The organism is Pseudoalteromonas sp. P1-25, assembly GCF_001401805.1.
Lineage (GTDB): Bacteria > Pseudomonadota > Gammaproteobacteria > Enterobacterales > Alteromonadaceae > Pseudoalteromonas.
Genome location: NZ_LKDW01000016.1, coordinates 64,562 through 91,252, shown reverse-complemented (window position 1 = coordinate 91,252; position 26,691 = coordinate 64,562). Strand labels below are relative to the sequence as shown.

23 protein-coding genes are annotated in these 26,691 nt (G+C 39.5%); 4 read left to right on the top strand and 19 right to left on the bottom strand.

Features of this window, described 5'->3' with window-relative positions:
• From AN393_RS11635 to fabB, 4 genes are all read right to left on the bottom strand, one after another.
• A partial coding sequence (locus AN393_RS11635) for a FimV/HubP family polar landmark protein (protein WP_327077728.1) occupies window positions 1-2,338 on the bottom strand: 2,338 nt, incomplete at its 3' end.
• A gap of 352 nt (window positions 2,339-2,690) precedes the next feature.
• Window positions 2,691-3,707, bottom strand: a complete 1,017-nt coding sequence (locus AN393_RS11630) for an aspartate-semialdehyde dehydrogenase (protein ID WP_055015807.1) — start codon at window positions 3,705-3,707, stop codon at window positions 2,691-2,693.
• A 45-nt stretch (window positions 3,708-3,752) separates the two neighbouring features.
• The gene (locus tag AN393_RS11625; protein ID WP_055015808.1) at window positions 3,753-4,874 is read right to left on the bottom strand and encodes a 4-phosphoerythronate dehydrogenase; all 1,122 of its coding nucleotides are present in this window, start codon (window positions 4,872-4,874) and stop codon (window positions 3,753-3,755) included.
• 112 nt (window positions 4,875-4,986) lie between these two features.
• On the bottom strand, window positions 4,987-6,201 hold the full coding sequence (fabB, locus tag AN393_RS11620) for a beta-ketoacyl-ACP synthase I (protein ID WP_055015809.1): 1,215 nt from the start codon (window positions 6,199-6,201) through the stop codon (window positions 4,987-4,989).
• A 181-nt stretch (window positions 6,202-6,382) separates the two neighbouring features.
• Between fabB and mnmC the strand changes: the two genes are divergently transcribed.
• The 4 genes from mnmC to AN393_RS11600 all read left to right on the top strand — a co-directional run bounded on the left by mnmC (window position 6,383) and on the right by AN393_RS11600 (window position 11,050).
• Window positions 6,383-8,392, top strand: coding sequence for a bifunctional tRNA (5-methylaminomethyl-2-thiouridine)(34)-methyltransferase MnmD/FAD-dependent 5-carboxymethylaminomethyl-2-thiouridine(34) oxidoreductase MnmC (gene mnmC, locus AN393_RS11615; RefSeq protein ID WP_055018136.1), 2,010 nt, complete (start codon window positions 6,383-6,385; stop codon window positions 8,390-8,392).
• A 106-nt stretch (window positions 8,393-8,498) separates the two neighbouring features.
• A complete protein-coding gene (locus AN393_RS11610) occupies window positions 8,499-8,822 on the top strand; it encodes a hypothetical protein (RefSeq protein ID WP_055018135.1) in 324 nt (107 codons plus the stop codon).
• 169 nt (window positions 8,823-8,991) lie between these two features.
• On the top strand, window positions 8,992-9,627 hold the full coding sequence (locus tag AN393_RS11605) for an NAD(P)-binding oxidoreductase (RefSeq protein ID WP_055015812.1): 636 nt from the start codon (window positions 8,992-8,994) through the stop codon (window positions 9,625-9,627).
• A gap of 355 nt (window positions 9,628-9,982) precedes the next feature.
• Window positions 9,983-11,050, top strand: a complete 1,068-nt coding sequence (locus tag AN393_RS11600; RefSeq protein ID WP_055018134.1) for a hypothetical protein — start codon at window positions 9,983-9,985, stop codon at window positions 11,048-11,050.
• A gap of 246 nt (window positions 11,051-11,296) precedes the next feature.
• Here AN393_RS11600 and AN393_RS11595 read toward each other — a convergent pair whose 3' ends face one another.
• The 15 genes from AN393_RS11595 to AN393_RS11530 form a co-directional block, all read right to left on the bottom strand.
• The gene (locus AN393_RS11595; RefSeq protein ID WP_055018133.1) at window positions 11,297-11,566 is read right to left on the bottom strand and encodes a hypothetical protein; all 270 of its coding nucleotides are present in this window, start codon (window positions 11,564-11,566) and stop codon (window positions 11,297-11,299) included.
• Between the two features lie 13 nt (window positions 11,567-11,579).
• The gene (locus AN393_RS11590) at window positions 11,580-11,975 is read right to left on the bottom strand and encodes a type II toxin-antitoxin system YafO family toxin (protein WP_082422723.1); all 396 of its coding nucleotides are present in this window, start codon (window positions 11,973-11,975) and stop codon (window positions 11,580-11,582) included.
• A 5-nt stretch (window positions 11,976-11,980) separates the two neighbouring features.
• The gene (locus AN393_RS20280) at window positions 11,981-12,154 is read right to left on the bottom strand and encodes a hypothetical protein (protein WP_161804168.1); all 174 of its coding nucleotides are present in this window, start codon (window positions 12,152-12,154) and stop codon (window positions 11,981-11,983) included.
• Window positions 12,155-12,208: 54 nt separating this feature from the next.
• Window positions 12,209-15,484, bottom strand: coding sequence for a type I restriction endonuclease subunit R (locus AN393_RS11585; RefSeq protein WP_055018132.1), 3,276 nt, complete (start codon window positions 15,482-15,484; stop codon window positions 12,209-12,211).
• A gap of 18 nt (window positions 15,485-15,502) precedes the next feature.
• Entirely contained in the window at window positions 15,503-16,390 is an 888-nt protein-coding gene (locus AN393_RS11580) for a DUF4145 domain-containing protein (protein ID WP_055018131.1), read from the bottom strand.
• Between the two features lie 53 nt (window positions 16,391-16,443).
• Entirely contained in the window at window positions 16,444-17,460 is a 1,017-nt protein-coding gene (locus AN393_RS11575; RefSeq protein WP_055018130.1) for a virulence RhuM family protein, read from the bottom strand.
• The gene (locus AN393_RS11570) at window positions 17,453-18,781 is read right to left on the bottom strand and encodes a restriction endonuclease subunit S (RefSeq protein ID WP_055018129.1); all 1,329 of its coding nucleotides are present in this window, start codon (window positions 18,779-18,781) and stop codon (window positions 17,453-17,455) included. Before AN393_RS11570 ends, AN393_RS11575 begins: the two co-directional genes overlap by 8 nt.
• On the bottom strand, window positions 18,781-21,204 hold the full coding sequence (locus tag AN393_RS11565; protein WP_055018128.1) for a class I SAM-dependent DNA methyltransferase: 2,424 nt from the start codon (window positions 21,202-21,204) through the stop codon (window positions 18,781-18,783). Before AN393_RS11565 ends, AN393_RS11570 begins: the two co-directional genes overlap by 1 nt.
• Window position 21,205: 1 nt before the next feature.
• Window positions 21,206-22,129, bottom strand: a complete 924-nt coding sequence (locus AN393_RS11560; RefSeq protein WP_055018127.1) for a restriction endonuclease — start codon at window positions 22,127-22,129, stop codon at window positions 21,206-21,208.
• Between the two features lie 319 nt (window positions 22,130-22,448).
• Window positions 22,449-22,703 (bottom strand): hypothetical protein, encoded by a 255-nt coding sequence (locus AN393_RS11555; protein WP_055018126.1) that lies wholly within the window; start codon window positions 22,701-22,703, stop codon window positions 22,449-22,451.
• The gene (locus AN393_RS11550) at window positions 22,704-23,324 is read right to left on the bottom strand and encodes an inovirus-type Gp2 protein (RefSeq protein WP_055018125.1); all 621 of its coding nucleotides are present in this window, start codon (window positions 23,322-23,324) and stop codon (window positions 22,704-22,706) included.
• 127 nt (window positions 23,325-23,451) lie between these two features.
• Window positions 23,452-23,664: a hypothetical protein gene (locus tag AN393_RS11545; RefSeq protein WP_055018124.1), complete on the bottom strand. Its 213-nt coding sequence runs from the start codon at window positions 23,662-23,664 to the stop codon at window positions 23,452-23,454.
• Window positions 23,661-23,870, bottom strand: coding sequence for an AlpA family transcriptional regulator (locus AN393_RS11540; RefSeq protein WP_055018123.1), 210 nt, complete (start codon window positions 23,868-23,870; stop codon window positions 23,661-23,663). Before AN393_RS11540 ends, AN393_RS11545 begins: the two co-directional genes overlap by 4 nt.
• 336 nt (window positions 23,871-24,206) lie before the next feature.
• Window positions 24,207-25,340 carry a hypothetical protein gene (locus AN393_RS11535; protein ID WP_055018122.1) on the bottom strand — a complete coding sequence of 378 codons (1,134 nt, stop codon included), beginning with the start codon at window positions 25,338-25,340 and terminating at the stop codon, window positions 24,207-24,209.
• Window positions 25,333-26,562: an integrase domain-containing protein gene (locus tag AN393_RS11530; RefSeq protein ID WP_327077727.1), complete on the bottom strand. Its 1,230-nt coding sequence runs from the start codon at window positions 26,560-26,562 to the stop codon at window positions 25,333-25,335. Before AN393_RS11530 ends, AN393_RS11535 begins: the two co-directional genes overlap by 8 nt.
• Window positions 26,563-26,691 lie beyond the last annotated feature (129 nt).

Genomic DNA, 26,691 nt, shown 5'->3' with positions numbered 1-26,691 from the left:
CTACAAGCTCAGGTTCTTCTACAAGTTCAGGTTCTTCTACAAGCTCAGGTTCTTCTACAAGTTCAGGTTCTTCTACAAGCTCAGGTTCTCCTAGCTCTGGTTCATCAATAAGTGAAGACGCTAAAGTTTCAATATCATCTTCGTTAAAATCGCTCTGTGCATCAGCCAGTTCTTCAACAGAATCAGCCAAAGCGCTATCTATATCTCGCTCTGTATCATTATCTGTTGTTACTTGAGCTGCAGGTGAATCTTCAACTTCATCAATTAGGCTGTCTATGTCATCTAAATCAAAGTCATCGCTTTCTTCAACGAGTGCATCAGCTGAGGTTTCATCAGGTGTGTCGCCCGCGTCATCAATTAGACCGTCTATATCATCTAAATCAAAGTCATCGCTTTCTTCAACGAGTGCATCAGCCGGGGTTTCATCAGGTGTGTCGCCCGCTTCATCAATTAGACTGTCTATGTCATCTAAATCAAAGTCATCGCTTTCTTCAACGAGCGCATCAGCTGGGGTTTCATCAGGTGTGTCGCCCGCGTCATCGATTAGGCTGTCTATGTCATCTAAATCAAAATCATCGCTTTCTTCAACGAGTGCATCAGCCGGGGTTTCATCAGGTGTGTCGCCCGCTTCATCAATTAGGCTGTCTATGTCATCTAAATCAAAGTCATCGCTCTGTTCAACGAGCGCATCAGCTGGGGTTTCATCTGGTGTGTCGCCCGCTTCATCAATTAGGCTATCAATGTCACCTAAATCAAAGTCGTCGTTTTCTTCAACGAGTGCATCAGCAGAGGCCGTATCGGTGGTATCACTCGCTTCATCAATTAAGCTGTCTATGTCGTCTAAGTCAAAGTCATCGTCTTTTGGTGAGTCTGTATCAGCTTGTTGATCTAATAATTCATCAATATCAAAGTCATCGCCTTCTTCTTGGGCAAGCTCTTCGCTTAAGGCGGCCAACTCATCATTGCTTTCGACATTACTATCAACACTCGGTTGCTCAACCTCAGGCAAGTCAATTTCAGGTAAGCTATCGTCCTCATCAAATAAATCGTCTAGATCATCGCTGCTTAAAATATCGTCTGACTCTTTTGCATCACCTAAATCGAGGTCAATTTCATCCTCTGGTTTCTCATCTACAGGCTCATCAAAGCCCTGCTGCATGAAAATATCTAACTCGTCTCCTGCACCGCCTTCATCATCAAAAACAATATCATCACTTAATAAGCTTTCTAATTCGTCTTGATCGAGCAAGTTTTCAGTATCAGAAAATTCCTCGTCTAACGCATCATCAAGAGAATCGTCAAATGCAATATCACCCTCTGGCAAAATATCGTCGCTATGATTGTCATCAAGTTGAATATCTAAATCATCAAGAGGGTCAGGAATGATTGGATCGTCTGGCGCATCATTACTTTGCGGCTCGCCTTCGGTAAAGCTGGGCGTTTGTGGTAGAAAGTCGTCGTCATCTTGCGTTTCCTCATCTTTGTTGGTGCGCTTTCGTAAAAACATCACCACAGCAAAAATAATTAATAATGCAGGAATGGTCATTAATAAAATAAGTACAAGCGGTTTAGACATGAAAGCGCCTAAGTCAAAAGGTTCTTCTTTTGGTACTTCTTGTACTTTTTGTTGCGCAATTATTTCATTTTGCTTTTCAATGAGTTCTTTTAACTGTTTTTGAATTTCGCTGTCTTGGCCTAGTTGCTCTTTTACATTAGCTAGTTCTTTTGAAATGCCCGACAGTTGCTTTTTGAGATTATTATTTTCAGCTAATATTTCTTCTACATTATTAACCGAACTTTTAAATTGCTGCTGCAGCTCTACAAGTTTATTACCTTGCTGCGTTTTTATTTCATTTAATTCTTTTTGAATTTCTTTTTTAGCGTCGTCAACATCGGCTTTACGTGCTTGAGTAACTTTAGTTTGCGCAGCGTTAATTTCACTGGTGGTTAGTGTGCCATTTTTCTTTTTTTCCCACAGCGCGTCGTCTTGCTCTGAGCGCTGTTTAGCAAGCTGTGGATCTACGCGTCTAATTTCCGCTAAAGTGGGTATTTTTAAATAGGCACCACTTTGCATGTGGTTTAGGTTTTGTTCTAAAAATGAATTAGGGTTTTTGTTATACAAGGCTTGCATAACTTGGTAGATACTAACTGAATTATCTGGGCGTACTTTGGCAGCAATACGCCATAGTGTATCGGTTGGCTTTATAGGCCCTATTGATCGCCCTTGCGCACCATAGTCAGCGCCTTTTGGCCCCTTTAATTGGGTGCTGTCTTGAGAGTAAATTGGAGTTACTACCAATGCAGACGCTAATATAATAAGTGAAGCTAAACCGCGCATGCTGATCCTTTAATGTGTAAATGTTAAATGCTTTGCTATTTATTAAGCTGCTCAACATTAATTATTCTTGCCGTAACCAGCCAAACAGCTGATCTACATTTGTTATTACAATCTATTTTTATTGCAAGCTCTATTCCAGTTACAAACTATAAACCAGTTACGGTCTAATATCCATTGCAACGCTTTGAAAATAAATACCTTAAAACTTTATTCTTAATACTATTTTATCGTGATAGATCAAGGCGTTTAGCTTAGTAGCAACGCTAAGCGGCAATAATTTGGCTTCTCCAAAAACAAAAGCGGCAAACTCTTAAAGTTTGCCGCTTAATTTACACACAATATTAGCTGCTATTTATAAGTAGTTAGCGATTAACTCTTCAGCTATTTGTACGCTATTTGTTGCAGCCCCTTTGCGGGTGTTGTCACTCACAACCCACATATTTAAACCATGCGGGTGCGAAATATCGGCGCGCAAGCGGCCAATGTAAACCGTATCATTACCACTGGCATCTGAAACCGCGGTTGGGTAATCTCCTTCGTCTTCAATAAGTTCGACCCCTGGCGCATCATTTAAAAGCTGCTTAACGTGCTCAAAGTCATACGGCATGCGTGTTTCAATATTGATTGACTCAGAATGGCCAAAAAATACAGGTACACGTACACAGGTTGGGTTAACCGCAATGGTAGTATCGCCCAAAATTTTATGTGTTTCGTTTACCATTTTCATTTCTTCGCGTGTGTAGCCGTTATCTTCAAAGGTATCGATTTGAGGGATAACGTTAAATGCAATTTGCTTAGGAAAAATTTCGTTTTCCATTGGACGCGCATTCATCAAATTGGCGGTTTGTTTTGCCAGTTCATCGACTGCTTCTTTGCCTGCACCAGATACAGCTTGGTAGGTAGATACATTAATGCGGTCAATACCATAAGCATCGTAAATGGGTTTAAGGGCAAGCATCATTTGAATAGTAGAGCAATTAGGGTTTGCAATAATATTGCGGTTTCTAAAGTCTTCAAGGCTTGCTGCATTCACTTCTGGTACCACTAGCGGCACTTCAAAATCATTTCTAAAATGTGAAGTGTTATCAATTACAACACAGCCAGCGTCGGCCGCAATTGGCGCGTATTTTTCTGACACACTGCCACCGGCTGAAAACAAACCAATGTGTGCTTGGCTAAAGTCAAAGCCTTCTACGTCTTGTACTTCAATGGTTTCGCCACGAAACTTTATGTCTTCACCTGCGCTGCGGCTACTGGCTAGTAAAAAGAGTTGGTCTACCGGAAACTTACGATCTTCCAGGGTTTCAATAATTTGACGACCTACTAAGCCTGTAGCGCCAAGCACAGCAACATTATATTTTTGCGACATATTTTATCCTCTTTAAGCACTGTTATAACAACAATGCTAGTTAAATTAGTTTGCGGTGTTAAAACCAAGCTGAGCGAGTGTATTTGTATACTGCCCATTCCCTTGCACTGTTAAAGTGCTAAACTCACGCCTTACTGGGTAGTTTTTACGTAAACTATCAAACCCATCTTTTGCTAAGTGACGTAGCAAAATGCCATCATCGCGGCGTACGTCGTAGATTAAATGCACTAAGCGCGCAATATCAGCCTCAGTAAAGGTGCTTTCTAAATTTAAGTTTGTAACAGCAGGTTGTGGTAAAAAATCAGAAAGCGATTTTTCTGCGGTTACGTCTTTTAATTTACATAGAGCCTGATACAGCATTTGTGTGCCGCGGGCTTTTCCTTCAAGGGTATGCCCGGCAATGTGCACGCTGGCATAGCGCACATGATCAAGCAATGGAATTAAAATGTTAGGCTCGTTTTCCCACACATCAAGAACCAAATCTAAGTCTGCCCCTTGCTCCATAACCGATAACAAAGCCTGGTTATCAATCACTTCTCCACGGCTAGCATTTATAACAGCCAACCCAGGCTTTAACGCGTTTAGGCGTTTTTCATCTATTAAATGATGTGTTTTATGCTCACCAGTTTTAATCAGCGGCACATGAAAAGTAACCGCATCTACACGCTCAAGTAGGTCATCAAGTTCTACATGCTCGGTTAATAAGCCCTGCTCATGTTTAATTGGGTCACATAATAAAACATCAACATCAAGTGCTTTTAGTTTTTGAGCTAAACAGCTGCCAATATTACCCACCCCAACAATACCTATTGTTTGCCCACTCAGTGAGGTTGCGTTTTCTTGGCTTAAAGCAAATAAGCTACTTATTACATATTCAGCCACCGCGATTGCATTACAGCCAGGGGCACTGCTAAAAGCAATGCCTTTCTCGTTAAGTAAAGGTGTATCTATATGATCAACACCAATGGTGGCGGTACCTACAAAGCTTAATTTATTAGCCTTTGCAAGCAGATCACTGTTTACTTTAGTAACCGAGCGCGTAAGGAGTACATCAACATCAATTAACGCATCAGGTGTTAAATTTCGTCCATCAAAGCGCGTTACCTCACCAAAGTCTGCAAAATACTGCTCAACTAAAGGCATGTTTTGATCGGCAAGAATCTTCATTGGGGAGTCCGTATGGCAAAATGAGGCGCTATTGTAACGAACAACCAAGCAATTACACAAACTAAAAAGCCGAGCAATGCTCGGCTTTTAATCACTATAAAGAGAAAACGAATTAACCTTTATATTTACTCATAACTAATGTGGCATTTGTACCACCAAAGCCAAAGCTATTAGACATTACCGTATTAAGCTGTGTATCGCGGCGCTCTGTTACAATGTTAAGGCCTTGTGCTTGCTCATCTAGCTCTTCTACGTTAATAGATGGCGCTACAAAGTCGTTTTCCATCATTAAAATTGAGAAAATAGCTTCGTGAACACCCGCAGCACCCAATGCGTGACCCGTTAATGATTTAGTCGCACTAATAAGCGGCGAGTTACCACCAAACACTTCTTGAATGGCGCCTAGCTCTTTAACATCACCTACTGGCGTAGAGGTACCGTGCGTGTTTAAATAATCAATGGGTGCATCAACGCCTTGCATTGCTTGGCGCATACAGCGTACAGCACCTTCACCTGACGGTGCTACCATGTCGTAGCCATCAGATGTGGCGCCATAGCCTACAATTTCTGCGTAAATATGTGCGCCACGAGCAAGTGCATGCTCAAGCTCTTCTACGACAACAATACCGCCACCAGCAGAAATAACAAAACCATCGCGGTTTGCATCGTACGTACGTGATGCTTTTTCTGGTGTTTCGTTGTATTTAGTAGACAACGCGCCCATTGCGTCAAATTCCATTGCAAGGGTCCAGTGTAGCTCTTCACCACCACCGGCAAAAATAACATCTTGCTTGCCTAATTGAATTTGCTCAACCGCGTGACCTATACAATGTGCAGAAGTTGCACACGCAGAGCTTATAGAATAGTTAACACCTTTAATTTTAAATGGCGTTGCTAAACAGGCCGATGTGGTGCTCGCCATTGTACGCGGTACCATATATGGGCCTACACGTTTTACACCTTTTTCGCGCAAAATATCGGCTGCTTCTACTTGCCACTTTGAAGAGCCACCACCTGAGCCTACTAATAAACCCGTGCGCTCATTAGATACTTGCTCATCTGATAAGCCAGCATCTTCAATTGCTTGCTTCATAGAAATATAAGAGTAAGCAGCAGCATCTCCCATAAAGCGCATTGCTTTACGGTCTACGTGTTCTTTAACATCAATATCAATTTTGCCCGATACATTACTGCGTAAGTTGTAATCGGCAAATTCTTGGTTAAAAGCAATACCGCTTTTACCCGCTTTTAATGACTCTAAAACTTCTTGTTTGTTATTACCGATGCTTGATACAACACCGATACCCGTAATTACGGCTCTTCTCATGGGTAATTCCCTTAGCTTGAAACTAAATTACTGTGTATTTTACGCTGTTTTTAGGTGTTAAGTGGTCAGCTTTCTAGCGTACACCTGTACTCTGAATTTAATAGCTTATAAATAACGCCAGACTATTTCAAAGAAAACCCGTAAAATAATAAAAAAATACTGTCTAAAAATTTAATAAGTCATGATAAAAAACGCCCAAATACACTTTAATGAAGTAGGCACACCGGTAGCCGATAACTTTGACGATGTTTATTTTTCTAATGACGACGGCCTTGCTGAATCGCATTACGTGTTTTATCAACAAAACAATATACAGGCGCGGTTACAAAATCATGACCAAGCGCATTTTGTTATTGCCGAAACCGGTTTTGGCACGGGTTTAAACTTTTTAAATGCATGGCAGCACTTTAATGACCACCTTGCCAATCAACAAGTTCAAAATCAAGTAGACAAACGTGTTAAGCGTTTGCATTTTATTTCGTTTGAAAAATACCCGCTTAATGCTGATGATCTAAAAAAAGCATTACAAGCGTGGCCAACACTGCACAAGCTAAGTGATGAATTAACAACGCATTACCCTATTAATTTAGCTGGCTGCCACCGTATTGAATTTAATAACGGCCAAGTTATTCTTGATTTGTATTTTGGCGACGTGCTTGATTCCATAAACGCGATGAGCTACCCGCAATCGGGGGTGGTCGATGCATGGTTTTTAGACGGCTTTGCACCGAGTAAAAACCCCGACATGTGGCAACAAAGTGTGTTTAATGCCATGGTTGATATATCACGCAAGCAAGCAACACTAGCCACCTTTACCGCGGCAGGCTTTGTACGCCGGGGCTTGATAGCCGCAGGCTTTAATATGCAAAAAGCAAAAGGTTTTGGTCGCAAACGGGAAATGCTAATAGGCCAATTAGCCGATGCTAATAGTGCACAGTCATCACCCCCGTACTTTGAACACCCCCCTGCCAAGCTAGAGCATGTTGCTGTAATAGGCGGCGGAATTGCAAGTAGCTGTATTTTACACAGTTTGGCTAAGCGTGGCATTAAAAGCACCCTATTTTGTCAAGATGAAAAACCAGCTATGGGGGCTTCACATAATGTACAAGGTGCGGTTTACCCGCACTTACAAGCTAAAAATTCACCGCACAGCGAATTATTTGCGCATAGTTTTTTATACGCTAAACGCAGCTACCAGCAACTACTTAAAAACGGCTTTAATTTTGATCATAGTTGGTGCGGTGTGTTGCAACATGCGGTAAAAAAACCACTTGCCGATAAACACCTAAACTTAGAACAAAAACAGCTATGGCCTCAATCCTTAATGCGCAATGTAACTGCCGAGCAAGGAGACACACTTGCAGGCGTAACAACCGGCTACCCCGGCGTTTATTTTGAGCAAGGCGGTTGGGTAAACCCACCACAATTAGTAGAAGCAATGCTTCAGGCTGCCCACACTTTACAGCCTTTTAGCCGCCATTTTAACTGTCATGTTAAGCAGCTTAACAAAACACCCGAAGGCTGGTATTTAGCCGCTAATAACATTCAGTACGGCCCATTTAGTGATGTAATAATATGTGCTGGTGAGCATAGCGATGCGTTTGAGCAAACAAACGCACTACCTATTGTAGGAGTACGCGGCCAAGTATCGCATATTCAAGCCAGTGAACACTCTAAAAAGCTTAAAACTGTGTTGTGCCATAAAGGTTATTTTACACCCGCCTATTTAGGTAAACACTGTATGGGCGCTACATTTGAAAAAAACACAAAAAGCCGCGCTGTTACAGAAAAAGATAACCAATTAAACCACGAGCAACTCCTTAGCTTTTACCACCAAAGCGACTTTGCCACCTCATTAGGTGATATAACGTCTGCTAAAGCAGCTGTGCGCTGCACATTTATAGATCACTTGCCAATGGCGGGGCAATGGTGTGAGCAAAGTGATTACATCAACGCCTTTGCTAATTTACGCTTAGGTAAACGCTATCAATACTTGCCTTTGCAAAAGCCACAACAAGGCTTACATATTTTTACCGGATTTGGAGCGCGTGCATTATGCAGTGCACCGCTATTAAGTGAGCACTTTATTAGCACCTTAAATAACGAGCCACGTCCATTAAGCGAGCGTGTAAGCCAAGCTATTCACCCAGCGCGTTTTATAGTGCGTGATTTAATACGAAATAAAATTTAAATGACATCATTCTTTTTTTGCGTAAAATAATACCTTTAAAAGGAATTTATATTACCCATGCGCAGCCTATGTACGAATGCGAATGGGTATAAATAAAAGGAAAAAAATGAAAGCTTTAACTTATGCTGTAGCAATACTTGCTGCTATATCGTTTAACGCATTTAGCCAAAACGTAAGCGAGATCCCCTTACCCGAAGAGTTTGTCACTACCATGGATGTAACTAACGAATACCCAAAGGTACGCACTGGGTATTTAGCCGCCTCTATCAATGATATTGCTAAATTTTATCAACACGCACTTGGTGAGCCTCTCAACATTAAAGGCGATAACAACTACCGCACCCTTTACTATAACTATCAAAGTCATGCCGTACGCATTAGCTTATACCATTATAATTATGTTACCGAAGTCAGTATAATGATTGAATAAACACGGCAAAAAGCGGCTAATTTTCACGCTCAGTTCAGACTCCTACTTTATTCACCAGCAAATTTACCATTTGTGAAGAATAATCATGTTTTACCCTTTAAAAACGCATGCCTACCCCAAGGTCTATTTGTACTAAACACCTTTACACTAAATTGAGAAGGAATTAATTATGAGTAAGACCCTAATTATTGGCGCTAGCGGACAAATAGGTAAAATGGCCACCGAGCTGCTTTTAAACAATGAGCAAAATGTATCTGCATTAGTGCGCGATAAAAGCAAGTTAAGTGATTTAGATAGCCCGTTTTTAACTATTGTAGAGCAAGACCTCGAAGGCGATTTTTCTACTGCGTTAAAAGATTGCGACCAAGTAATATTTGCTGCAGGCTCTGGCGGAAGTACAGGCACAGATAAAACTGTGCTAATTGATTTATGGGCGGCTACCAAAGCAGCCACGTATGCTAAAGAGCATGGCGTTAAGCATTTTATTATGATCAGCTCTATTGGCGCTGACGATCCAGACTCGATAGAAAGCGACTTAAAACCTTACTTAGTTGCCAAACATATGGCCGATGAGCACCTTATCAACAGTGGTTTAAACTACACCATAGTGCGCCCTGGTACTTTAACCAATGAAAGCGCCTCGATGAAAGTAACCACAGAGCGCCCAAGCGATCGTTCTAAAGCTAAAATTAGCCGCGAAAACGTAGCCAATGCCTTGTTGCATATTGCTAAAAATACATTTAATGGCAACCGCGTTTTTGAGTTATTTGATGGTGAAACACCGATTAAAACAGCTGTAAAATAAATTAGGCCTTGTTGCCCTTTGCAACTCCCATGCAAAGGGCACTCTACTTAGGTGCAACAGAACCCTCTATGCACCGCCTCTTCTTTAAATTTATAAATGTAAACAACACGTTTAAATCGCTTTAATAACACAAATCAACATCGTCCCTAATAAAAGCACAGAAAAAACAAGTATTTCCGTTAAAACGGCTATAAAACAGCATGTTGAGATTATGAAAGGTTAATTTTTGTTCAGGCTTTTTTACTAGTTTAATAAGGTTAAATACTAGAAACCCCTTATTTTATCTGGTAAATTAACAGCGTGTTAAAACAATAATAAAATTCCTCAACGGAAGTTGCACGAATAAGGACATAGCGTGAGCGCCTCATTTAAAATTATTTTTAATGGTCAGTTACATCAAAATGCTGACATTAGTACCGTACAAGAGCAACTTTGTCAGTTTTTAAAAATTCCCCATAATGTCGCTGTAAAATTATTTGATGGCCGAGCCTATGCACTCGTTAAAGACCTATCGAGTATTGATGCAGTTAAAACCGAATCTAAACTAAAGAGTTTTGGATTAATAACCAAGGTTGAACCGCATGCAAGTGTGAGGGCGCCCCAAAGTACAGCGGGAACTAAACTAATTGTTACTAACAACGAGCCAGCGGTAAAAAACATAGCCAATACAATAACCAGCATTAAAAAGGCCGGCGTAAATAGCCCTGCCACCCTGCCTAAACTTGCACTGCAAAGTGCGTTATTTTTTTGCTATAGCCTATTATTCATCTGCCTTATTTGCTCAGCAGTAATAAGCTTTAACACACTTAAAATGAGTATGATAGACAGCTCAATAGCTTCACCCTCTACAAAATTAAATTACGTTAATTATAAGCAGTACTTAGCAAATCAAAAAAAGCACCCAGAAGTCACCTTGCCTAACACCCACAGCACAGATGAGCTTAACCAAAGGGCGCAGCAAAAAATTGATAGCTATTTTGCTCGCTTTTCAGCGCACATAAACAGTTACGCAAAGATTCTAAAGCAACCAAACATAAACAGCATGGGCGCAGGAAAGTTAAAGCAGCACTTACAAGAAATAGACGCGCTAGGCACGGAATATATATTTTGGGAGCAATTAATTAACCTTGCTAAATCGCTCAACAACGACGCCCATGTAATGAGCAAGCTTGCTAATGATAACCCAGATAAAATTCAGTGGATCAACGCCGTTGACTGGATAAGCCAAAGCTATATTAGGCAACAACAAAATAAGCCTAACGCTTTACCGGCCTCGCCTACAAACACACAACTCGCCAAGTCACCAATTTTAGATTTAACTCTGCTAATTAGCTTAATGTCGTTCTTAACGCTTATTATTATTAGTATTAAAATGAAAGTAAGATCGTTAAAAATGAAGCTAGCCACGATAAGCGCCGCTTAGATTAAGCCCATAAAAAACCGCCAATTTGATTGCTCAAATTGGCGGTTTTTTATGGTTTTTAAGTAACGAACTTAAATACCTGTATTGGGGGCTGGGGGAGTCTTGGTAGGAAATGCAATCTATTGATTTAGTTATAAATACCAAATCAAAAAAGGGTTGATGGTACCAACCATGGTACTAAAAACAAGTGTCATATTCGAACCCCTACGTTAAATTCGTTTAATAAAACTTTTATAACTTTTTGTCCTACATTTCTTCCCAAAGACTATCAGCATCTACATTTGGGTCTTTTTTCAGCTCTACTTTTTTAGTTTCTTCTGGCCATTCTATATTACTATCTCTTATTAAACCTTCCAGTGTAGTGTATGCAATAACTGTACCTTCATATTCAGTAAGCCATTTATTGCCATCCCACTCTATAAAATCGAATGTCCCAGCCCCTTCACCATATTTTACAGCTACAAAGTGAAGACCTACCTCTGATGGTTCATCAGTAAACCAATTGATGTTTTTCATAAATACTCTCTATCTAAAACTTTTCTCTAAATACTTCGGCTCTTTCAGCTAGGTATTCTAAATATAAAGGTTTAACCTTATATGTTTCATGTGCATTCTCTAAAATTGAAATTAAAAAATAACAGTTTTTTTGAACCGAGCCTTGGCAATAAATTAAAGCTGTATTACTGGTTTTGCTAAACGATACTTTTTTTAAATGCCAACCTTTTGATGTTGAGTCTTTTAAATGTATATGGGCAAGGCCAGATTCCTTTACAGAAAAAGGGAAATCATATGGCACATCTCTACCAAAGTGCGCAGGCCTACCCTTTCCACTTTTATACAATTTAAATTCATCAACAATTTTTTTTAATAACGGTTGTGAAGAACTGGCCTTTACTTCTTCACTAACAAAAACACGCACATCCATATACTTTACTCCACCTCAAAAATTTTAACCGTTGCTTTTCTATTTTGGCTGGTATTTATTTCATCCTCAATTCTTGAGGCTACTTTATTTAATTCATAATCACTAAGTTGTGTTTTTTGATTACTATTAACAACTAACTTCTCCTTCTTAACCAAAGTGGTTTTATTAACATTCATCATGTCACTCCTTTATCATTAAGTTTACTTCTCAAATATTGTAATCGTACCCTAGAATCACTTTCTACTATTTAATCCACTCAACATATCAAATATCACTCGTGCAAATTGCTGGTTTCTTGCGGGATCTGACAACAGTTGCATCATTTGTTCTTGGTGTGCGTCACTGCTTCCTAAAATGGCGTCATCCATCGCTTGAGGGAAATCACCTAACATAGCTTGCTCTGGGCTATTGTTTGCAATCTGGCTCATTACAGAGGCGTTTTCAGTTAGTTTATCGCGCACTGTAAAAGCGTAATTAAGCATATCTTTATTAGTTAGGTTATCAGTAATAAAAACCTCATTAAGCTTGTCGATTATCTGCGATAAGAACGCTTCTTTTTTATCCTTCGCTTTAGCACTACCCACATCATTACTTGGCTCAAGCTTGTAATCAGGCGCGTCTTCTTTTAACTGTATATCTTGCTGGCGTATTTTTGATAGGCGGTAATGGCTCATTACTACGTTGTCTAAATCAAGCTCATCTTCAGTTACTACTTTTTCACGTAACAGTGGGCGCAAGTGGCGAGCAAATAAGCTTAGCTTTTCAAGCTCTTTGTCATCGTATTCCACCAGCTGCGACATAAACTCGTAAAAGCGGGTAAAGCTGCCTAAATCCTTTTTGAATATTTCTAGGCGGTCTTTTTCTTGTTTACACTCTTTAAAGCTTGTTTCTGCGTTAGCTATTAATACAGCGTCTTCAGTCTTTTTAGTGCGTTCAAACATTTCTTTGGCTTTTATATACGCCTCAATTGCAGATGCGTAACGCTTTTGCCAACGCTCTTTAGCTGGGTGAATAATATTACTGATAGCCGCGTTTGACTTATTCTTGGTAAAGAAGGCTGCACAAAACTGCTCAACCTCAGCCCACAAAAATATACCGCTAGCACGTAGCTTTTCAAACAAGTCAAAAACAATCTGAGGGTCAGTAACATCAGCAAGTTCTGCTGTTTGGTAGTAAGGCTGAAATGCATCTAATATGTCTTCAGGGTCATTAAAGAAGTCTAATACAAACGTGCCTGTTTCAGCTTTACTTGGGTAAGTACGGTTTAGTCGCGACAGGGTTTGTACACACTCAACGCCGCCTAGCTTTTTATCTACGTACATAGCGCATAGTTTTGGTTGGTCGAACCCTGTTTGAAACTTATTAGCCACCAGCATTACTTGGTAATCGTCACTATCAAAGGCTTTTCGCATATCGCGGCCTTTAAGTTCAGGGTTCATGCTTTTTTCGGTAAACTTTTTATCTAAAAATGCAGCGCTATCAGGATCGCTTTTAGTAAATTCAACTTCGCCTGAAAATGCCACCATAGCGCGTATTGTCGAATAACCTGTTTTTTGCTCTGCTAGGGCTTCAGCTACATATTTATCAAATGCTAACTTATAACGTACCGCCTCTTTACGTGAGCCCGTTACTACCATTGCTTTGGCTTGCCCGCCTAATAAACCCATTACGTTATCTTTAAAGTGTTCAATAATCACTTTAACTTTTTGCGATATATTATGGTCGTGTAAACGCACCCATTGATTAAGCTTTACCGCTGCCTTTTTACTATCAACCTCTTCATCTGCCGCTTCTATTTTTTGAGCCAGTTGGTACATCACCTTATAGTTAGTATAATTTTTAAGTACATCTAATATAAAGCCTTCTTCTATTGCTTGGCGCATTGAATATATGTGATACGCCACTGGCTTATTTTGTTTTGATGGAGGTAGTTCTGGGTCAGGTAACCGACCAAATAGCTCGATTGTTTTTGCTTTAGGTGTGGCAGTAAACGCATAGTAGTTAAGGTTCGCACTACCACGGCGGGCTGCAACGGTTGCATCGAGTATATCCTCTGACGATAACTCAACATCATCGTCAGCCTCTTCAGTCATTAGTACTTCTTTTAACTGGCGAGCTGTAGAGCCACTTTGTGATGAATGAGCTTCATCGGCAATAACTGCATAGCTGCGCTCTTTTAAGCTCGTGCTGTTTTCAATAGCGCGTAATACAAACGGAAAAGTTTGAATGGTTACAATAATAATAGGCTGAGCGTTTTCAAGTGCACTGGCGAGCTTCTCTGATTTAGAGCCATCACCTTCTTTATTATTAATACGCCCTACTACACCGTCTGCATGCTCAAACTGATAAATAGTATCTTGCAGCTGATCATCAAGTACTGTTCTATCTGTTACAACAATCACTGAATGAAATTGTTTATTACCTTGCTCATCATACAGAGTAGAAAGCTGGTGGGCTGTCCAAGCAATAGAGTTCGACTTACCTGAGCCCGCACTGTGTTGAACTAAATACTTGTTACCTGTGCCCTCTTCAATTGCTGCATCAATCAGCTTACTTACTACATCCCACTGATGATAGCGCGGGAAAATAAGCGTTTCTTTTTTGTATTTACGCCCTTCCCAATCTTCCTTGTCTTCTATCTGCAAATGTACAAAGCTACCTAAAATGTTAAGCAGATTTTTAGGCACTAATACTTCATTCCACAAGTAATCGGTGGCATAACAGCTAGTGTCTTCAGGCACATCATTGCCTGCACCACCTTCGCTTGTGCCTCTGTTAAAGGGTAAAAAGAAGGTGTCATCTCCTGCAAGCTTAGTCGTCATATACACTTCATACTGGCTTACAGCAAAGTGGACTAATGCACCACGCTTAAAGGTAAGTAGTGGCTCTGGTTTTTTAGTCGCAGGGTCTTTAGGTAAGCGGGTTTGTTTGTATTGCTTAATTGCATTTTCAACCGCTTGTTTAAATTCTGATTTAAGCTCTAGGGTTGATACGGGCAAGCCATTTACAAACAGCACTAAATCTATGCGCCAGCTCTTGGCTTTGCTGCCTGTCGCAGCTAAGTGCTCAGCATTGGCATACGGGCTATACACCAATTCTTGTACTATACGACAGGTGTTTTGCTCATAACGCGCTAAGGTTTCGGGGTTTAGGTTGTGCTCTGGTTTAAATTGGCACAGTTCAAAACGCGCATTACGAATTTTTAAACCGTGGCGCAGTACACCTAATACACCATAAGTGCGTGAGGCTTTATCTGTGGCGTTTCTATCTGCTTTTTTAAGCTTGGCCACCAGCGCTTCTAAAAAGTGGCGTTCAGGGTCATTGGGGAACACCTTACACAGCTTTTGCCACTCTTTAGGTTGGGTGTTTTTAACAAAGGTCAGCGAATCTTGTTCATATAAAGCGGTTTCACAGTTATAGCCAGCGGCTGTGCCTTCAGCCCAGCCATTAGCTACCATCTGACTAATTATGTCGTCTTGAAAAATTCGTTCTTGAGTTAAATCGTTCATGATTTTATTCTTATTTTGTTATTTAACATTATCTAATTGTTCGAGCTTGGGTAGCTGCTGCTTCTTTTTCTCATATTTTTTAGCCAACTTGTCATACACATGGTTGAGTTCGTTGTAGCGAGCATTTCGATCATAAAGTTCTAAAACAAACTGGAAAACTTGAAAAGCGTACAATAAATCGAGTTCAGCAACATTTGAACCGTGCGTCCCTTCGTTACCAATCAGCCTCAATGCATCAAGGTATTTAGCCTCTTCAGGATGAGTTTTCTCTAAATTTTTTATCATACGTCCGAGGTTATTATTATTCTCCTCAACTTGCATATCCTTGCAAAAGTTTTCAATTGCGCGTCTTAATTTAGATGCGGACGATGGAGGATCAAAATGAAAGTGTTTAAATGCGTCTAATAGCTCTTCAGCTATATGTGAGGGAACATTTTTTGATATCGGGAATATAAAAATAGATGGAGAAAAGTTCTCAATTTTAATTTTTTTAGCCTTTGATGATGACTGACTCATACCTGTTTGATGCTCCAATAACATTCCTGAAGCACTTATACTCTGTTGACAGTTCGCACACTCAAAAAAGCTGTTAAATATAAAAGTATTACCATTCGTAGGCTCTACCGCCTCAGCATGAGCACTTGCAAAGGTAAGAAGTAATGGAATGAAAAACCCCTCACTTTTATTACTTACTTCACGACTTTTATCAATTAGTATCTGTTTTCTTTCTTTTTCAAATCGGTATTTTCGACTGGTAATAAGTAAACTATCTTTATTTACAGGACGTGTTTGTACACTGTCTTTGTCCAATTTCAGTGCATATTTATTACAATAAGGACAAGGAAGCTCAGGGTAGCTGTTTAAGTCAACAAAGCCTGAAATCCTTTTCCATAATTCTATATCCATTATTTCTCTATCCCTTTGTTATTTTTTTACTTTATGTGCAAAATATATTTAAGTTACTTTTCAGGTTTATCCTGCAGCTGCTTTAGCGCATTCGCTAAGTCTAAATCAACCTTTGATGGCTGGGCTTCAATTACTCTGCGGTACTTATCGTATTCTTGTTTGGCTTTTTCAGTCGCTTGTGCCTGTGAAATATTGCCTGCATGGTTAAGCACTTCATAATCACTTAGGCGCAAAAAGTCATCGAGCTTGCTTGCCCAGTCTGCCATTTTCATTAACTTGCCATTACGGGCTTGAAGTTCTGCAAATTCTAAGTAGGAGTTAACCAGCCTGTTTAACGTATCAAGTTCTTGCTCATTTAAGTAGTTTTTACCTGTAACTACCTCTTTACGGGTTGGCTCTGTGCCTGCAAAGCTGGTTAAGCCTAAATGAGATTTGTCGGCATCAATTCGTTTAAACACTAGCTCTGCTGCGGTATTACCATGGGCAGCCCAATGCATCTTGTTTTGTACTTTGGCAAAAAAATCAACACTGGTTTGTGCTTTGCCATCGTAATCAATGCTGGTGGCATATATGTCGCATACCTTGCGCCAAAATATTTTCTCTGATGAACGTATATCGCGGATGCGGTTTAATAGCTCGTCAAAGTATTGCATGTTATCTGGGTTTTTAAGACGCTCGTCATCCATTACAAAGCCCTTAGTCAGGTACTCTTGTAAAGTTCTCGTCGCCCATTGGCGAAACTTTGTTCCTTGCTTGGAACGCACACGATAACCTACAGCTAATATGGCTTCTAAATTATAATGCGTTACATCACGAGCAACTTCGCGCGTACCCTCTTTTCGAACTATTCGGAAATTCCTAATGGTTGCATTTTGTTCAAGTTCGCCTTCGCTATAAATGTTACTTAAATGCTCATTTATAGTCGGTACGCTCTTTTGATATAGCTCAGCTATTAGGTTTTGAGTTAACCACAGTGTTTCAGTTTCAAAACGACATTCAACCTTGGTTTGCCCTTCGTCTGTTTCAAATAAAATAAACTGCCCAAGCGGTGGCGTAACATTATTAGTCATTAGGCTGCTCCCAATTGCGCACGTCGATTTTACCTGTTACTGCGGCAGAGATTAGAGCCGTGCGGCGCTCTGAAAGTAGTTTAATTCCCAATACGGCTTTATCCTCTAACATCTGAAAAGCGCTCTGCTGTTTATTTATAAAGCTTATAATAGCTTGTTGTTCTTGCTTAGGAGGAACTGGGAAGAGGCCATTTGATAAGTATTCATATTCAATACTCTCTACCGTTGCACCATCTTTAGACCAATCAAGTAATAATGAGTTTACGCTACCAAGAATAAACCCTGCGGCATACTGAACATCAATTCTGTCATTAAATTTAAGAGCTTTCATATCTTGGTTCATTGTTACTGGCACTGTATTTATGGCAATCGGTATTGTCCTTTGTAGTATTCCAGAACGGACAACCATTAATAATGCCCCCTCATCAACAAAGTTAGTAGATGATTCTTTTACGGCTCTTTCAGTAACGTAATCTTGGGTTTTATCAATCCAAAAAGATTTCATGTCTTTAGGCGATACCCAAGGTACAGTGCCATTAGTCCAATAACTTAAGTTATCTTTGGTAGGTGTTCCGCCTCCACTGAAAGTACATAAATATTTTAAAGGGACTATCTGCCAATGCGCTGGTACTTCACCCAACCACTCAACACCTGAATATTTCATTGGGGCTTGTGGATTGAGGCCTTTAGTCACTGCATGACTGATCACCGCTTGGCGCTTTTCTTTTAGCAGCTTAATCAGTTGTTGCTGCTTTTCAATTAAGGTATCGATTTTAGCGGTTTCGTAATCGAGGAAATTAGCGATACTTTCTGCTTCTTCATATGTTGGCTCAAGCAACTGTGCATTATTAATCAATTCTTGGTTAAGTATTCTTGCGCCATAAATATTCGTTGAAGCATTCTCAATCACAAACTTAGGTAATGCATAATATAAATATGATAGAGGTAATCGAGCTGAGTCTAAAAAAGACGCTATTGCTTCATTGGTATACATATCTTCACCAGCGAAGGATACTGAGCCAACTGACAACTTAAAGCTATACATTAGCGACCCTTTAGGAGTAATACTCATAGACGCTTCTTTGGCAGCCCTGTCAGAAATGTGTTTCGATGTATTAGTAATAACCTTTTCTTTGAGGTCTGAAATATTGACCCAAAGGTTTTCACCAACAAAATTTTCGTCATTCTTTGTTGGTGGTGTCCACCCGACTTGAAAAGGAGCGATATACTTTACTTTACTAAGTATCCAATGTTCTGGCATTTCATCTAGCCAAGTTACTGAGGCTTTTTTGTAATTTGGATAAGATTGATACTTGCCCATTATGAACGTACCTCTGGTAATAACTCCCTGATTTCATTACTCACTGCATTAAGCTCTTTATCAATTTTAGATAAATCACGCGGGCGCTCGTACTCATAAAAATGGCGGTTAAACGGTATTTCGTAGCCAACTATACCCAGTTCGTTGTCTTTATCATCGCACTTAGTGTCGTTTATCCATGCATCACTTACATGGGGAGCTACTTCACGGTTAAAATAGTTTTCAACCATTTGAGTTGTACTAATACTTGGCTGAGCTGAGCCGTTTAAATAGGCCTCTTTTAACGGGACGTTTTCGTTATCGCGCAGGTCGCCATCTTGCTTATAAGTCACGACCTTACCTTGCCACTTTTTAACATTACCTTGATATTCAAATGCGCCATACATTGGGTCTGCTGAATCTTTATAGATTTTATCAACCACGCACTCTGCCGCTGGATTTTTAAAAGTAATGGCATCGAGCAGCTGTTTTTTCTCTTTGCTGTCGAGCTTAATATTGAGCGCTTTAAGCGCTTGTGTGTAGGTAATATCAAACTGGTTAAAGTCGTCTGATTGCAGCTGCTTACCACCAGCATCGTCACCTAATTGTGTTTGTAGCTGCTGCGCTTTTTCCATGAGTGATTTTTGGAATAACCAAAGCTTAGGCTCTAATACATCTTTAATTTGTTTTTCTTTCAGCTCTGGGAAGTCGGCTTTAATAATCGCTCTGGCTTCAATTTCAACAGTGCTTAAATCACCATACTTGTCGTCAGTAGTCCACTGTGCGCCAAATTTTTCATAAAGCGCCATCATGGCTGCATTGTAAGGCTTAGGTGCAAGACGCAGTGATGCAATGGCTTCATCAGTTACTTGCGCTGATAACCTAAGTGGGCGCTCTATAGTGATACGGCGATAACCAAACTCGTAGGTATTAAATATTTTACTGGCAAAGGTTTTTGCTACATCGGCTTTAGGGTTAGCCGCTTGGCGACCTCGGCTACTTTTAGCCTCGGTTGGTTTAATTAAACCTAGCTCTTCAAGTGTTGTTGTTTCTACTTGTTCAAAGTTACCAAAGCTACGAGTGATAACTTTAATGTCATCTCCGCTCATGATATTACGTTTAGAACCAAGAGATTTACGCATTTTACCGCATAGGTTAGCGCCATTAATTAGTTGAACCTTATTTTTACGCTCAGCGCTTGGCTGCTGTGCTTTTTTGTTCGACAAAACCCACACATAGGTAGCAATGCCTGTGTTGTAAAACATATCAGTCGGTAAGGCTATAATTGCCTCAAGTAAATCAGACTCTAAAATATAACGACGAATTTCGCTTTCACCACTGCCTGCCCCGCCCGTAAATAAAGGTGAGCCATTTAGAATAATACCAATACGCCCGCCGCTGTTAGTAACATCTGCAGAGGCATCGCGCATTTTACTAATAAGGTGCATTAAAAATAATAGCGAACCGTCAGACACTCTTGGTAAGCCTGCACCAAAGCGACCATCAAAGCCCTTAATTGTATGCTCTTCTTTAATATCGCCTTCAATCTTTTTCCAATCGACACCAAATGGCGGGTTAGACAGCATGTAGTCAAACTTATCTACTGCTAGCTGATCATTCGATAAAGTATTACCTAGTTTGATGCGGCTTACGTCTTGCCCTTTAATAAGCATATCGGCTTTACATATAGCGTAAGACTCTGGGTTTAACTCTTGACCAAATGCGCGCATAACCGCATTAGGGTTAAGCTCGTGTACGTATTCCATACCTGAAGATAAAAAGCCGCCAGTTCCCGCTGTTGGGTCGTAAATGGTGCGAATAATCCCTTCTTTAGTTAGGGCGTCGTCGTCTTCCATAAATACCAGTGAGGTAGTTAAACGTACAATATCGCGAGGTGTGAAGTGCTCCCCTGCGGTTTCGTTAGAACTTTCAGCAAAGCGACGTATTAGCTCTTCAAACACTAAACCCATATCGTGATTTGATATAGCTTGTGGGCTTAAGTCGGTCGTTGCGAATTTTTTAACGACTTTAAAAAGTAAGTTGGCGTCATCTAATAGCCCTATAAACTCATCAAACTTAAAGTGCTCAAATATTTCGCGGGCATCGGCTGAAAAGCATTGAATATAACGCTCAAGGTTGGCTTTAATATCACCCTGACCCATTTTGCCTAAATCCATAGGCGAGGTATTAAAAAAGGTTAAGCCGTTTGTGGCTCTGATCAACAGCTTTTCTTGTGCATCTTCTGGGAGGTTTAACGCTTTAATACGCTCAAACTCAGCTACTACTGCATCTTTACTTGGTGCGAGCACACATTCAAGGCGACGTAGTAAGGTGAAAGGTAAAATAACACGGCCATATTGAGACTGTTTAAAATCGCCGCGAAGGAGATCGGCTACTGACCAGATAAAAGCAGCGGTTTGAGAAAAGTTATTATTAGTTGTCATTTTAATCTTCCATAAAGTAATCACTATCGAGCGCTTTTACTTCAAATACATGTTTTGTGCTTACGCCTAAATTATGGGTAAGCATGAGTTCGGTTAGTTGTGCGCCATCCACCAGCACTATGCGTTTTTCTATCATGCCTACATATTCGAGGGCATCTTTACTAAAGCTGCTGGTGGTAATGAACACGCCCTTTTTAGCACGGTGCATATCAAGCGCACCTGCAAAGGCTTGTATATCTGGGCGACCAACTGTTTTATTTGTATAACGCTTGGCTTGCAAGTATATCATTTCAAGGCCGAGTTTATCTTCTTTGATTACACCATCAATACCACCATCTTGTGTGTATTGAGTAGCTTGGCCTGCATCTTTACGTGATCCGCCGTAACCCATAGCGAGCATTAAATCGACCACTAGGTTTTCAAAAAATACGGGGGATGCTGCTAATATCGCTTTAAGTATTTCGTCAGTTAGGTTGGTATTGAGGGTATCAACTGCGGCTTCAATCAGTTCTTCAGGGGTTTTATCTGAGTTATTACTGACTATGCTGGTGGCATTTGCTTGTGTGGGCTCGTTTGCGTCTTTAGAACGTGTTTTAAAATCAATAAAAGCTGCAAACTTGCTTAAGTATTGATTATTGATTGGTTCGCCCGACTCAATTGCAGCTAGCCCTTTTTGTGTGATTTTACAAAAAGCCCTTTTAGGCTGCTCTATTAAACCCGCTTGAACTAAGTAAGTTTTAGCCCATCCCAAGCGATGATAGGCATAGGTTTGCTTGCCGCTCGGTATGCGGAGCTTTAGTTGATCGGCGCTAAGCCCAAGTTTACGGTAAACATCGGCATCAATATCACGCAGTTTAACTGTTTTACCATTGGCTAAGCATGCAAGTAACGGGGTCATAAAAGATTGGTAATCAGGGAGTGACATAGAGTTCCTTTACTGGCGAAGTAGCTATAATCCATTATTAAGTAAAAGATATTATATAAAACTGACCCGTTTATCAAAACAAAGGCCGCTTTAACTCTTGCATGGTAGTGAAATGGTAAATTTAAAGACCAAAGGTGATCGAATACAAAGGCGATCACCTTTTAGAATTAATACAAGGCTTGCCACTAAAACCTTAAGCTATTGAATTTAAATGACAAATAAAAAATCTTTGATTGTTTGGTAGCTTGATCGGTTATTTTCCTTTTTTTATTTTACCGTTTTAAAGCGACTCAGCTATGTACCAAGCCCAGCGACCCCCTTAAAACTCGAACGACAAAGTGCCTTTATATCTCATAAAATGTTTATAAATTAGAAGTTTGGATTCGTAACTGTTATCTTCATTGAGCTTTTTGAGCGTTTCTAACTGCACTAAGCACAAGGCTTTATATTCAAAGTCAGATAGCTCTTTATCTAAGGGTACACCATGCATTACCTTAGCCCTGCCACCATGCTTAAGAGCATTTTTGTTGCCTTTTGGCGCACCTGCTCCTTTTCTTTTGCCACCCCTAGCCATTTAACTACCCTCATTATATTCGAGTCTACTTGAAGAATAGTTTTTTACGGATTGCGAGACACGCCGTTTAGAATAGCATTTAGCAAGGTAACTAAGTCTGTAAACGGCCTCCTTAAAGTTATCGTAAAAGTTAGGCTGATTAATAAATAACTGATAAAAGCAATGTTCAGGTACATAAAGTGTTCCACCAGCCGAAGCTTTAAACCACCCAGCCTGAATTAAACTTATGACCTTACTAGGGTGTATGATTTTATGACCATTAAAAAAGTAAGCTATGTGGTAATGCTGCTTATCAGCTTTGTTTTGCTCTCTTACCCATATATAGGCGAACTCACCGTATGTATTCTTTATTTTCTTTTGAATACTATTAATAAACTGTGAAACAACTTTATTGTCTTTACTATATTGTTCTAATCTTAAATCGAGCCTGAGTACGAGCACTTTTGAAAACTTACAAAGCATCACATCCAATTGCTTTAGGGTAGCTTTAATAATGTCGTAGTAATATCCACTTGGGAAATTCATTATCTCCAAAGCTATATAAGACTCTTCTGATAGTTTTTGATAATGTACTTCAACACCATATTTATCTTTTAATTTTTGAACTAACTGAGATGGCATGATTTTCTCTAAATATTATAAATAACCTGCACTACAACAATGAAGTTAACCGCACTATTACTGACGCTTTAAGCAAGTAAAGGTCATATAAAAGGGTCTAACTAATGAAATAACATCCCTTGTTATCCTAAGAAGTGCTAATTTGGTTGAGTTGCTTTACCTCTGTCAAAGGCCAACCAGTAACTTTTTGAGCTAACTCCACAGGCTCTGAAAGAGTCCTTTCTTTTACTAGCTTGCCGACTAAATAAGACGAAAAACCAAAGTGCTTTTGAATTGCAACTTTTGAAATAAAAATATCTTCATCAGCAATTTTAACTTCTCGTTTAGCTAAAAACCTCATGCTTGCACTCTTGAGTCAATCCAATTAATAACATCACTATATTGCCACCCCATAGCTCGCCCACTTTGCACTAACTTTATACTTTGTGGGAACTCGCCTTTACTCTGTAAATCGTAAATCATAGTTCGAGATAAACCAGTCAAAGTTTGTACATCTTTAAGGCGAAGAATTCTTTTGCTATTAGTTAATAGGTTATCTAAATTCATGATACTGCTCCGAATCATTTGAGACTTAGTCCCGTTAATTTCTAAGATAGACAGATATGTCCGTCTAGGTACGAAGCTATATTGCAAAACTTTTTTCATCGTTTAATTAACTATTCCGTGAGGAATCGGCATTAAAACAACTCAAGTGCACAAAAATCATACATAAAACTTAATTTTTTTATAAGTGAATTGAGTTGCTACTAATATGTGAGTGTAATTTAGAGAGTGTTTATGGTTAATTATTAGTTTTGTCTACAGTAAGTTTTAACTGATTAGCACTGCATACTTATAGTAAAAGCCTGTAGTTAAAAACTGACAAGGCTTTGTGGATGTGCTCTATAGTTTGTATTTAACCTTTTGGCGGTGTGCTAATCCAGCCTCCTTAAATGAGTACTTGATTCTGATCTCAAGTAGCTGTGATTCAATAGGTGTTAAATAACAATTACTTGGCTGCGAAAAAAATGTAGGGCTTATTGCTTTTATCTCATTATAAATAGACTGGCTATACATAAACTCATTTAAATCGGTTAAAGGCTTGCTACCTGTATTTTTAATTAATGATTTAAGATGTGAGAGTATATATTGAGTTACAAGCTTTGCTGAGAGCCTCATAACAAGAGGAACATGAAGTGGATCTACTTTCTCATCGTAACGCAATTCATACTTTAATAAGTAATGTAAAGCACCTAGACACTTGCTTAAATTAGCATCTATTGAGTCAGTGATAGTGTGATTCTTGTATTCGAACTCTTCACTTTTATAAAATGTTGAGTAAAGTTCATAAATATCAGAGCTATACTCGCGATTTAAAAAAGCAACAACCTTATCTCTTAATTTCAGCATTGCACTATTTGGCTTTCCTTTGCCTATTTCTATGTTTAAATATTTAGCAATTTTTTGGGATGAATTCTTTTTTTCTATAAGCATTGCACTATCTAGTGAAGCCTTCAAAAAAATATCCACGCCACTAATAATCGCCCAATCGTTATTTGCAAAACCTAGATTTTTTATTGCGCAAAAAATTTCTTTAGAAAGCTTTAAATAAGTTTGAGTTTTTATTTGCTTGCCAATATTAGCTTTTTGCGCTTTTTCTTTCGTTTGTTGATGTAGAAGTAAGCTATTAGCAAACCGATGAAGGGTGTTGTATTCGCCTATTAGAGCACCTAATGTAAACAGCTCTAAGCCTTCAGGTTGCTCATTATTTAGCAAATTAGACAAAAGTTCTTCCGCTTTTGTTTTTAAATGACTAAGGCTAACCCCTGTTAAATGCAATAAATCAAAGTCATTTAATATCCTATCCGATGTATTAGCCTCAATGGCGTAAATAGACGCGATAACATCTTTTAATATTTGCTTTAAATAAACTTTGCCTCCCTCTGCAGCCTGAAGCCGAGAGGGTTCGAAATCAATCCGTTGGATTGTTGTTTCTTGTAGCAAATTAAGGCTAGCTAACGCTTTAAAGTTAGACAAGAGACTGTACCTTCGCTTTGTGTATATACTCACTCCACCAGCACATCATTTCTCTTCTACTTTCTAGATAGTCACTTCGATTATATGCAGCTCGAACTTGGTTCGTGTCTTGATGCGCTAATGCAACTTCTATTAACTCATAGTCAAATAACCTAGATTCATTTAACACAGTACTTGCAAGTGATCTTAAGCCATGTGCAACAAGCTCCCCTTTATAGCCCATTCGACTTATTGCTGCATTTGGGGTTTGAGGGTTCATATGATCTCTAGGGTTTCTATCAGCAGGGAAAATATATTCTCGGTGTCCACTTATCGGGCTCATCAACTCAAGTAATTTTAGCGTTCTTGGAGTTAATGGTATTTTATGGACTTTAGCTGCTTTCATTTTTTCTGCAGGTATTATCCACACATTGTTTTCTAAATCTATCTCAGACCATTTTGCTTTAGTGGCTTCATTTGGCCTTACCATTGTATGTAATTGCCACTCAATCGCACACCGAGTAGGAAACTTTATACTGGCTCTCGAAAGATCCGCCATAAACTCAGATAACCTGCTAGCATCTATCGTTGGCATCGGCTTTGTTATTGGTTTTGCAAAGCCATCTCTAATTCTTTCCAAAGGGTTATGCTTTATAATTCCTGTATTTACTGCGTAGCCCATAACTTGATTGAGTACCTGACACGTCTTTCTTACTGTTTCAAGAGTGCCTTTTGCAGCAACAGGCCTCAATGCATTAATTGTTACAACAGCATCGATACTACTTATAGGCCGCTTGCCTAGTTCAGGAAATACATGATTTTTTAACTTTCCCAGAATGCCCTCTGCGTGCTTAGGCTTTATTTTTGGTTTGTGAATCTCAAACCATTCCATCGCTACTTTCTCTAAAGTATTTAAACGCGCTTGCGTCTCTTGAATATATTGTTGCTCTTTGAACTCTTTTGGGTCTTTTTCATTTGCAAGAAGCCCACGTGCTTCTTCTCTTTTAACTCTAGCAGCGGCAAGGGTAATTTGAGGATACTGTCCAAAAGAAATGTTTGTCCTTTTTTTAGTGAGTGGTTTGTAGTACTTAAATATCCAACTTTTAGTACCATTAGGTCTAATAGATAGCTGAAGCCCACTACCATCTGAAAGTAAGTATTCTTTTTCTTTAGGCTTAGCTTGCTTAATTTGTGTATCGTTGAGGGGTTTTACAGTTCTGGCCATTTCTTTTATGTATACCATGTTCTAGCCCTGTGAATTCAAGGCTTTCTTATTTTTAGTACCACAGCATTTTCACGAATAAGTGCTGTGGTACTAACCATGGTACTAAAAATACTGGATGCAGGTAAACATCTTGGGATATTACAGGCA